11 protein-coding genes are annotated in these 10,613 nt (G+C 38.9%); 2 read left to right on the top strand and 9 right to left on the bottom strand.

The window, feature by feature from the left end; translation table 11 throughout:
• Positions 1–3: 3 nt before the first annotated feature.
• From AEQ18_RS02520 to AEQ18_RS02510, 3 genes are all read right to left on the bottom strand, one after another.
• Complete coding sequence (locus tag AEQ18_RS02520) at positions 4–1,098, bottom strand: DUF916 and DUF3324 domain-containing protein (RefSeq protein ID WP_054114796.1); 1,095 nt, start codon at positions 1,096–1,098, stop codon at positions 4–6.
• Between the two features lie 94 nt (positions 1,099–1,192).
• Positions 1,193–2,014, bottom strand: coding sequence for a WxL domain-containing protein (locus AEQ18_RS02515; protein WP_054114795.1), 822 nt, complete (start codon positions 2,012–2,014; stop codon positions 1,193–1,195).
• A 14-nt stretch (positions 2,015–2,028) separates the two neighbouring features.
• Positions 2,029–2,421: a hypothetical protein gene (locus AEQ18_RS02510; protein ID WP_152911867.1), complete on the bottom strand. Its 393-nt coding sequence runs from the start codon at positions 2,419–2,421 to the stop codon at positions 2,029–2,031.
• 290 nt (positions 2,422–2,711) lie between these two features.
• Here AEQ18_RS02510 and AEQ18_RS02505 point away from each other — a divergent pair, with 290 nt between their 5' ends.
• On the top strand, positions 2,712–4,232 hold the full coding sequence (locus AEQ18_RS02505) for a helix-turn-helix domain-containing protein (protein ID WP_054114793.1): 1,521 nt from the start codon (positions 2,712–2,714) through the stop codon (positions 4,230–4,232).
• A 70-nt stretch (positions 4,233–4,302) separates the two neighbouring features.
• On the opposite strand, the gene AEQ18_RS02500 is transcribed toward AEQ18_RS02505, so the two are convergent.
• Together AEQ18_RS02500 and AEQ18_RS02495 are read right to left on the bottom strand one after the other, a co-directional pair.
• Positions 4,303–5,472: a hypothetical protein gene (locus tag AEQ18_RS02500; RefSeq protein WP_054114792.1), complete on the bottom strand. Its 1,170-nt coding sequence runs from the start codon at positions 5,470–5,472 to the stop codon at positions 4,303–4,305.
• 269 nt (positions 5,473–5,741) lie between these two features.
• Complete coding sequence (locus AEQ18_RS02495) at positions 5,742–6,179, bottom strand: DUF7006 family protein (RefSeq protein ID WP_152911866.1); 438 nt, start codon at positions 6,177–6,179, stop codon at positions 5,742–5,744.
• Positions 6,180–6,662: 483 nt separating this feature from the next.
• Here AEQ18_RS02495 and AEQ18_RS02490 point away from each other — a divergent pair, with 483 nt between their 5' ends.
• A complete protein-coding gene (locus AEQ18_RS02490; RefSeq protein WP_054114790.1) occupies positions 6,663–6,962 on the top strand; it encodes a hypothetical protein in 300 nt (99 codons plus the stop codon).
• A gap of 100 nt (positions 6,963–7,062) precedes the next feature.
• On the opposite strand, the gene AEQ18_RS02485 is transcribed toward AEQ18_RS02490, so the two are convergent.
• From AEQ18_RS02485 to AEQ18_RS02470, 4 genes are all read right to left on the bottom strand, one after another.
• Positions 7,063–7,407 (bottom strand): DUF7006 family protein, encoded by a 345-nt coding sequence (locus tag AEQ18_RS02485; RefSeq protein WP_054114789.1) that lies wholly within the window; start codon positions 7,405–7,407, stop codon positions 7,063–7,065.
• 36 nt (positions 7,408–7,443) lie between these two features.
• Positions 7,444–8,922, bottom strand: coding sequence for a helix-turn-helix domain-containing protein (locus AEQ18_RS02480; RefSeq protein ID WP_235505473.1), 1,479 nt, complete (start codon positions 8,920–8,922; stop codon positions 7,444–7,446).
• On the bottom strand, positions 8,906–9,397 hold the full coding sequence (locus AEQ18_RS02475) for a hypothetical protein (protein WP_054114787.1): 492 nt from the start codon (positions 9,395–9,397) through the stop codon (positions 8,906–8,908). The genes AEQ18_RS02480 and AEQ18_RS02475 overlap by 17 nt, the downstream gene beginning before the upstream one ends.
• Positions 9,398–9,514: 117 nt before the next feature.
• Positions 9,515–10,594: a DUF916 and DUF3324 domain-containing protein gene (locus tag AEQ18_RS02470; RefSeq protein WP_054114786.1), complete on the bottom strand. Its 1,080-nt coding sequence runs from the start codon at positions 10,592–10,594 to the stop codon at positions 9,515–9,517.
• Between the last annotated feature and the right edge of the window lie 19 nt (positions 10,595–10,613).

The raw sequence follows: 10,613 nt of genomic DNA, 5'->3' as shown, positions 1-10,613 counted from the left end.
GGCTTACTCCTTATTATGATTTCTTTCCTCAGAAAGAGGATCATGATCGATTGCTTGACTTTGTGTTAAAAGTTTCTTGTTTTTGTAGGTATTGTAGGCAAGCCAGCTGATGATTACACCAACGGTCACACCTGCGATGATCCACCACCAATTGGTTTGTTCAATTGAGACATCTGACCGATTCAGTCTTCTCGCTTCCTCCGCAGTGACTTCAAAAGTTTCTTCCCAAGTCCACTCATTCTTTCCAGAACGTGCTGTCATATCCAGCACATAGGTACCGCTGACAAAACGCGCGCCATTCAAGGGTATTGGAAATTTGAAATTGGAATTCGGCGCCATTTGCATCTTCTCTTCAGCAGCTTCATACAATACTTCATCAGAATCTGCCAGACGAACAGACGCTTCAACCTGTAATTCATTGGTAAATGTCGGCAAGAAATTTTGAATATTGGCACTAAAGACATTTCGATAATTGAGCTGATCCGCAAATACAGTCAAGAGTTCAAGCTCCGGTGTTATCGTTTGGGTGCGAGAATTGCTTGCTACAACCCCCACAACGTATGAAAATGTATTTTTGACGACCATCCCGTTATCCGCATCGTCTTCCGGATCATCTTCCGTTTCTTCATACAATCTGATGCCCCCAACCATCAATCCAGTGACTTCTTCTTTAGGCATATGTAGCTTGACGACAACTTCTTTTTCTTCAAAGGCATCAAATGTGATGGCTTCACTTGGCGGTGCCAAAAGATCTTTCATCTCATGGACAAGGGTTGGATCTGGTTCCTTACTATCCGCACCATATTCCACCACACCATGTACATTGGTGTAGGCAGTATGAACCGTCACATTGACATCGATGGGGTGGTCTCGGACATTTCGTATCACCAAAACCAAGTCCTCTGTTTCTTCCGGCAATAGTTCCACGTCAAAATAGCTTTTGCCCTCACCAAATTGTGTTGCCGGCGGGACTGCGCGTACACTGAAATTCAGTTCCCCATTTGCAAAAACATCTGAAGAAAAACTCACTATTCCACCAATAAAGCAGACAATAAAGAGTAAAACTTTGACGAGCGGAATACGCAGTAGTTTCATCATGTAAAAAAAAATTCCCCTTTCAAAAAAAGCAACAATGCAAACGAACATTGCACTGTTGCTATGTGTTGTGATCATCGATTGTTCTTAGCACACATTAGATAGTATCTTCAACGATATTTCCTGGTGTACTTGTCAAAGTCCAGTCTAAAATTGTTTTATATGCTTCATCTGTATAGGTACGTGTGGAACCTGGTACATGTAATTGAACGGCAGGATTGGATGCATGGCCTTTAACATCGAGATCTTTATAATCAAAATTTTGTTTTGATCCCCACATCACAGTACTTAACCCAAATCCATTATCTTCAGAAGCACTCATGATCGTTCTTGTTACCTTAGGCATTAACGTGAAACCATTCTTATGAACGGTAAGCGCGTCTTCTTCATTGCTTGTATTTTGTACAGTTGCATCTTTGAAAGTGATTTGTGCACCAGTTAATACTCTGGTACCTGCCTTAAAATCTTCAGTTTGTGTGACTGACAAGCCCCAGCCCGTCAATTCAGAACGCAAATCTCTAACTTGTGCAAATTGTGGACGTGCAGCTGTGCCCGCTGCCTCATTTACCCAATCAGCATCCATATCAGGTTCTGGATAATCTTCTGAATCTGGGTCAATATCAAACCACCAAGCCGCTGCATTGTAACTTTGATTCAATGCTGAATTCGGACGGGTCCCAAAGTCATAGTTGCCTACATATGCCATGGCAAACGCACCTTGTTGGGTACCAGGAATAATCACTTCTTCTGGTCCAGGTTCTGGATCAACTGTTTCACTGTTGTCATCATCGGCCTCACGGAATTCTACTGTACCTTCTGTGTTTAATGACCGATCCTCTTCCGCAGCACGCGCTACGATACTGCCACCTACTAAACCTGCTGTTAATGCCGATACTGCTGCTAGTTTTACAAATTTCATCTCTTCATTCTCCTTTAGTTCGTTCTTATGTTTCTTTCATTGGATAACTGTAATTGGACATTGTTCTTTTTGTTCCTTAATGCCTTTCGTGTGACGAATAAAATAAAAATAATGCCGACCAACCAAAGTACATTACTGATTTGGTTCAGTTGGGGCAATTTTCCGCCAGGTTTTGTACTTGATCCACCATCAGGCTGCTTTGGCTTTTGATCATCCTTCGGCATTACAACCTGGATTGTAGGCGGTTCTGGCTTAGGATCTCCTTCATAGTCGACCTCCCCATAGAAGCTGACAATGCCATTGGTCTCTATGACCGATTCTTCCTCAGCAAAAACGGGTGTTGCACAAAAGATCACCCCAAAACATAGTAGAAGTGCATAAAACAAACACCTCAGTTTATTTTTCACATTCATATTTCCCCCTTTGACTAAACACATTCCGTAATATAATAAACCACCATTTAAAAAATAACGCAAACCGCATACGCTTTTTGTCACTGGAACAGTAGTTATACTAATTACACTTATCATTCTAGAATGTAGTGTACACCTTATCAAATAAGAAATTTCATATTTCTGTGCAATTACATGCGTTTAGCCACCTCCACTGATTTGATATAATCATAGTGAATTTTTGTAGGTAAAAACCTTTTAAAAATAACACATTAACCTAATTTCATAGTAGAGGAGTTTCACTATTGCAAAATTTTCAACTAAATTTTGTGACCAATAAAACAACTGTTCGATGGTTGAAGATGTTGAATACACTTGAAAAAAGCACAGTCTGCAGTGCGACGGAATTGGCAAAGATTTCGCATAGTACATCAAGAACGATTGGGAAAGATGTCCATCACATTCGTGATTATTTCCAAGACGCTATCCTGCTGAGATCCACTCATCATGGCTATGTTCTTATCCAACTGTCCGTGACTGCCTACGAAGAAAAAAAGGCGGCTTTGTTGTCAAACGAACCTTTATTTATTATTCTTGAAAGCATTTTTTTCTCAGAATTACATGCTTTAGATGAATGGTCAGATAAACTATATCTTTCAAAAAAAACTTTGGCAAAATATTTAAGTAATCTCCAAGATCAATTAACGCATTTCGACCTTAGGCTAAGCAAGGATCCGGTCAATATCATTGGAAACGAAGCCGATATTCGTAAATTCTTTTGTACGTTGTTTTACGAGTCAAAAATTACACCACACACCGTTTTCCCCTCACTTGCGGCCCACCAAGCTGTCAATGAAATGAGTCATTTATTCGAGAACGAAAGCTATCAGAATACGTCTTTCTCCTTGTATACCTATCTCCTCTACATTACCTTAGAACGTTATCTCCAAGGACATACGGTTGTGATCAGTAAAGAATTGCATCATGCACTGAGACATAGTGTACAATTGTTTCATTTTCAGCAAATCAACGTAGTGATCGATAAGTACTATGACTTGAAACTTTCTGAAAACGAACTGATTTTTTTGTTTGTGAGCATTATTACCCAAAGAAAATTAAGCAATGTCACGATTGAACAGAAATTCTGCTTGTCTTATAATCATTGGTCTCACATCGGTGCATTGACCAATGACTTTGCACAACTTCTTGCACTATCACCTCAGCACGATAAGCGTAGCCTTATTTTTTTGGAGTCCTTTTTTACAACGGCAAAACTCAAAGAATGCATGTCCGTTTCTGCCAATCGTAATACCGAGGATATCAACTTATTCATCCAGCAAATTTTTCCAAATGAATTTTTACGCTATCATGAATTTCTTGCAAATAACACCAATTATTTGGCTATATATTCCAAAGCGTATCTGACTGATTTTTGTTCCAACTTGGTTATTTATATTGAAACGATTCGCCTCAGATATTGGCGAAAAAAACAACATATCGCTTTTATTTTCGAAGGAAACAATAACATCACTCAATTTATTGAAGCATTGTCTGACAAATATTTCGACGTACATCATCGCATTTTTTATCCACATTCCGGTGAGGTCAATCAGTCCTATTTGATCAACAATCACATTGATTTGTTGGTCACCAATTATCCTGAGCATATGAGAGAATTTAGAGATGTCACTGACTGTCTCTTGTTCAAAACGGTTCCTGATGCGGCTGATTGGAATCGTTTGATCAAACAACTGAATCCAAAAATCATGAATCAATATCAAATCGTTGATAAAGCACATGCCGATTACTATCATTCGCCCGAATAAATATCTCAAAAAAAACGTCATTGCAATGATTGATGCAATGACGTTTTTTGAACAAGTAATAGATGCTCCTTTAACGTGATTCTGTTAATGGAAATGTGTCCGTAAATTGCTGCGCACCCATACCTGCTGAATATTCTCTATAACCCTGGAAGCCCAAGAAATTTTGTGTGAAACTGGTAAGGTTCGATTGAAGTACTTGGCTTCCGTTAGCAGCTGTCAATTGTGCTTGAAGCTGTGCGGTCCAATATTGTGATGGTGACCAACTGAAATTATTGTTGGTCCAGAAGGCATTTCTTGCCGCATTGATTTGGATATTCGTTCCCAGTGCATGCACCAATGGACTGTACATTGCACCCGTACCTGTTTGTGTCAAATGAATTTGGTATGGATTATCGATCAAGAAATAACCAGAACCCGCCATACGAATCACTGGATTAGTCCCACTGTGAGTAGCGATCAGTGAGCCATATTGTCCTACGTTCAAGCGACCGTTCGTCGTGACTTCGATTGGTGTCAACTGGCTGGTCCGAACATTCAAACTACCATAATTGACAATATTCAATTGATTGGTTTCAATTGCTTCATTTATGACAACGTTTGAACCCGAAGGAATCTGAATAGACCCTGCTGTTCGAATAAATGGATGTTGACGAGATTGTGTATTGTTATTTCCAACTACAACATTACCTGAAAAAGTTACACTAGAACCCCAATCGCCTTGAACGAAAGGTTGTTTGATTTGATTCCCATTTGTAATGATTGGCGTATTTGAATTCGACATAAAGGTGACAGAGCCACCATACCCGACATGCATTGAATGGTTGTCATTCATATTGATCGTTGAATTATTGATGAAATTGATCACCAATGGTCGATTGACCGTATTTAACTTCAGAAGCCCACTATTAAAACTGCTTGAAACATTGATCACACCGACATTCGGATTATTGACAGCTGTCCGAAAGGCAACCCATGTTTTGACTGTCGATGTAGATGTCGCCGCAACTGAAGAGCGCCCTGCTGTACCTTCCAACACTTCTTCTCCTGAATTCATTGTGATGGTATCACCGTAATCACTCAGTGTTTCCCCATCACTCAAAATAATCCCTGTGACATCTTCTACTACATTCACAGACTGTGTTTGTGTCAACTCTTGCGCCGACGCATCACCTATTGATAATGGTGCCAATAATAACATACCGCCTAAAACAACCGAACTAAGTAACCGAACATTCTTCATTTTTGATTCCTCCATTCCTTTAATAGTTTTCAGATTAAACAATTTGCGATAAGGGAACAACGTTATTTTTTCACTTTACTGTGAAATTTCCTATTCGACGACTTCTCATAAACGTCAACAATTCTATAAAAATGCACAATGCACTTGAAGAAGTTTCGCTTCATGTGTATTGTGCATGTATGAAAATGTAATGTTCTATATTATGTTTCATCGATTTTTTTAGTCTTTGGAGGAAGATTATTCAAAAGAATGGATAAAAAAGGGCATACTTAAACACTTGTCTGTTCCTTACGTTCCTTTAGGAATATTTGTTTACTGGCAGCCATGTTGCGTGCAAAAAAAATGATGGATGAATGGCCTTGTTCTTTCAAATTATATCCACACATTTCATGATTAAAAAAACCAGAATCTGTATGACTGAATTCAATGATTTTTTCATAGGAAATTGTATCAAAAAAACCGAATTTTTCTTTTTGTGTATACAAACTTTTCACTATACACAGCTTCGAGTCTAAATCGATCAATTCACAAAGGTTGTACCAAAAATTGTCCTCGCTGATTTGTTCTGTGATTTGAATAATACGCTGTTCACATGTACACCAGTACCTATATAGGCTCTCCGATTTATCTTTCAGACTAATGACATCAATTCCACTACGCATCAATAATAAATAATCTTTCGTTGATTCAACAATACATTCATTCATATAGAAACGATTCCTCTCAAAAAAATTCATCCTGCAATCCTCTATAAGTTCATCCGCCATCCTTATCTCAGATTAATTATGAATACCTCAACCTACTTCCTTCATAATTATTCCCTCTCTCCTTCATTTTTTATAAAAATAGATAGAATTCTTGTTATAAATCATAACAAGGTCAGTTATTATTTTAAAGTTTATTATTTCTCAACCCTCCGAAAAAACAGGTTGAACCTATGGTAGATAAGGATTCTAGAGATTGTCTTAAAAGCGGTAATTCGCAGTCTCATCAGAAAAACGATTGATCCCATACACCTTTGTATTGCTAAAAAAGGTAGTTTTCCCTCAATGACTAAGAAAGATCAGGAATAGATCAAACGTGCAACAGTATTTGTTTAGCCATAATCGTGTCTCTTCTCTAACCAATCTACCCACGTGAACGAGTTCATTTTTTGTGTTATTATATTGTTAAATAGAGGAGGTTTTAGCATGCCCTTGATTGCCATATTGATCGATTTCATTGGCTTATTTTTCTATTATATCCAAATACAAAACCCTGCATTTTATTTAGCTGGCTTGATCATTCAATCAGCTATTGTATGCGTATTGTTTATTCTGGCCTTTACCTATCACGGAAAGAAATACGCTTGGACACCACCGATTGGCTATCGCTATTTTTCGATTCGTTTTTCGATTTTGGTCATCTCCATACTGATTAACGGAATCGTACTATTTTTGTATATCTTGAATTATTTCGGCATCAATGATCTGATTTTCTCTCAAATTTAACTGTAAGCAATACAAATACCCGAACAAAGATCTTGAATCTACCTACATGATTAGGTAGATTCAGGATCTCGTTGTTCGGGTATGCTTATGCATGAATGGTTCAGAGAATATTAAAGACCATTGAATGTTTTGTTTCCGTACGCAAATCATAGCCGCACATCTCTTTAAAATAAGAACGATAGTCCTTTTCGATGATCTCAATCAATTCCTGGTTGGAAAAATCTTGAAAGGCACGACAATCAAGAAGCATGGTTAATTTTGCATCAATACCTAAAATTTCTGGAAAGTTGACCCAAAAATTCTCCCGCGAAATGGTTTTGATCAAATGATCCAATCTTCCTAGTTGTGCATAAAAATAATCCTGTAATTCCTCTAAATCTCCTCTATCAGCATCAATCGATTGTTGAAAATACGCAATGTACTCTTCCATTGTTGTAAATAACATACCTGTTCCTCCTTCTGATCTGACGTGATTCCTTGATCACGGATGACTAGGCATCCTCTGCTTCTTACTGCTATCCCGCTGAAATTGTTCCCGCCGAATACTGCCCACTTTTTCTGAAAAATTTGCCCAGTCGGCAGGTCTTGGCGGTGCTAACCATAGGATATGATCGATGGCCACAGATTCATAATAAGTCAGATTGGATAAAATCAGTTGTGTCTTATCATCAGGAGAATCTTGAAATTCAATGTTTAGATCGAGAATTTTTTCGATGTTGCTTTCGATCATACGATTGTAGAAAGGCCCATGAGAAAAATCTACACAGATATACAAAGGAGCCAAAATCTCTTTCAAAGGCACATGTGACACCAATAAAATCAAATAACGGAAAAACAAAAATTCTTTGTTTTCCCATATCACCTGACAACTACGATGTTCCTCAATATACTGCCGACAAAATGCTGTAAATTCAGGATACACTTCAAGAAAATAAGTCACATCCATCTGCTGATATTCATATTTCAACCGAAAAGGAATGGTCAGTAACTGATAATGAATATTTGTCACCTCATTTAGCAAGCCATATTGAATCGTCGAAGATAGCTGAAATCTTTGTTCTACAGCTAAAAAAAATTCATGATTGAACCGTTTGATATCCGCCTGATCTTGATTGATATAGGCCGCATTGTCTACCAGCCATCCCTCAACGATCAAAAACTGCAGCAGCACTTTGGCTTCAGGCAAAAGGTCCACCTTCGGAATTTTTGGGACAAGACTAGATAGCCAGGATGTGATTTCATCAAGAATCCTCTCTTGGACTGGCAATGTGAGGTCATGCGCATCGAATGTTGGCAATAGATGACCATTCAAGACACGTGTCACAACGATCCCTATATATTGGTTTCTTCTCAAGCGCATCCTGTTGGACTGTTGGGCTTTGACCCAAGGTGCCGCATCAAAGCGGTCAAATAATTGCTGCTTTTCGCCATTCTCTTTTGAAAATGGTGCACCATCTAAAGGTGGAACCTCCATAAATAAGAGAAACAAAAATTCACGTAATTTTCTTTCATCCCCTATCAGGTGAAACCTTTTGGTCACATCGATATCGTACTCTTTCAAAACAAGTTTGAATTTTTTGAATTCATTGTATGTTGGGTTACGACTGAGAAAATGTTCCGTCGCAAAATCATACAATGACGTAAGCTGTTCAAAGAAACATTCTTTTAGCATCTCAAATTTCAACGCTTGGCTCAAGTAATAAGACAGCATGGTATCTGAAGTCGCCAAACCTGACTGATTTAAGCTGATGATCATCCCATCAGTCACAATTTCAAGTTCTTCATTCAGGGCAAGGTCGTAGAAATCCGTGTTCAATTCTTCGATTGTCTTGTTGACCAAAAATTCGGACATGCTTAATTGCGTCATCAAGGATTCCTTCGTTGTTGAAAGAGATACTGTATGTTCTAAATACTGTAAAAATGCGTACTTTCGTTGATCCGCTTTATTCAAAAATGTCACATACACGTATTTTCAACTCTCTTTCGTTTGTTTGACCATAGAGTACTTTGCCTGAAAGCAAATAGCACAAACTAGAAACATAGGATAAAGTATCATCGTCATCCCCATCTGGTGTATTTTCAGGAAGAACCACGCTGACATCGATGCTGTTTTCAGCAAAAAGATCATTGATTTTGACACGTGAATGGCTTGGACGCTGATTGAGGATAGTCGGCCACTTATGTTCGTTTGTTTCTTCGGTCACATCTTCAGATGCTGGAGGTGAATCAGCCTCCGGTTCTTCTTTTGGCTCTGGTTCTGATGGTTGAATTGTCTCCGAATCCTCTTGCGCAGCTTCCGGCGGATCTGTAGGGACAATTTCCTCAGAAGGGTCTAACGGATTATAAATAGCCGCAAAAACGATTTCTTCCGTTCTGCTATCAATCAATCCAATGATCAGACACGCACCTATAACAAAGCCTATTGTTCGACGCATAATGTACGCTCCTCTATCTCTTTTGCATGGATCAGTTACTGATGTTCTCGATAGGCCATGCCGTCAATTGACATCGCCAATTGTTTTCACCTCAAAAAGAACGGGCGAATGATTTGGTTACAATTCTTGATTTTCGGACGCTCTTTTCTTTCTCCTGTACCACAACAAGAACAATACAAGAAGCAATAAGAGGACGCCAATCAATACGTAGATCCATGGATGCGTTTGTTCGATACTCACATCTGACTCATTCAAATTGCGGGCGACATCGCCAGCGATCGTAAAATCTTTCTCAAAGGTCCATTGGTACAAATAGCTTTCTTCTTCGCCTTCCTCATTCATCACTTTATACTGACCATCTTCACTTTTGCCAGCATACGCAACAGATGTCAAATGATAGTCTCCTGCCGCCAATCGTTGTCCTTCTAAAGAAATAGGATAAGAAAAATGAGAGTTGGGTGCCATTTGCATCCGAGATGTATCTGATGCATATAAGGTTTCACTTTGCCCTTTTTTGGTCACTTCATTGATCAAGCGCAAAGAATTGATGTAGGTCGCCTCTGGATTTTGTAGTGTGACATTGATGGTATTTCGGGCATTGATTTGTCCAGCTTCGACATTTAGCAAATGTAAATTGGGTGTAACAGCTTCTTCACTCTGACGCAAAAGAATGGCCACAACATAGGCATACTCATTTTTGATTGCCAACCCTTGTTCTTCACTAGCCTGTGTTTCCTCTTCTTTAATGGTTTCTTTTAAGGTCAAACCGCCAGCAATGATGCCTTTGAAAGATTCTTGCGGCATCTTGATTTTTAAAGCTACATCGACTTGAGATTGTTTCGGTATGACTACTTCTTCTGGCACCTCGACTAAATCAGCCATGTTATAGGCCAATGTATCGTCCGGTGTGATATCATTTAAGCCATATTCCACCACACCATTCAAATTTGTCGTCGCCGATGCAATAGTCGGCGTAATGGTCACCTCTTGGTCCGTATCATTGCGCAATTGAACCGCCACAGTTTGGACTGCACCAGGTGCCATTTCTAGATCAAAATAGGTTTTATTCTTATCAATTTGGTTTTCAGGAATGACTGGATTCACCGCAAAATTAAATTCGGAGGCATTTCCTGTAAGTGGACATAGCCATAAGATAGCCGTGAATAAGCTAGCGAGTACTCTTTTTGTATTTTTCATTCTTCGTGTCCTTTCATTC

Source organism: Enterococcus sp. RIT-PI-f, assembly GCF_001297065.1.
In the GTDB taxonomy this organism is placed as follows: domain Bacteria; phylum Bacillota; class Bacilli; order Lactobacillales; family Enterococcaceae; genus Enterococcus_D.
This window is presented reverse-complemented; position numbering and strand designations above follow the sequence as displayed.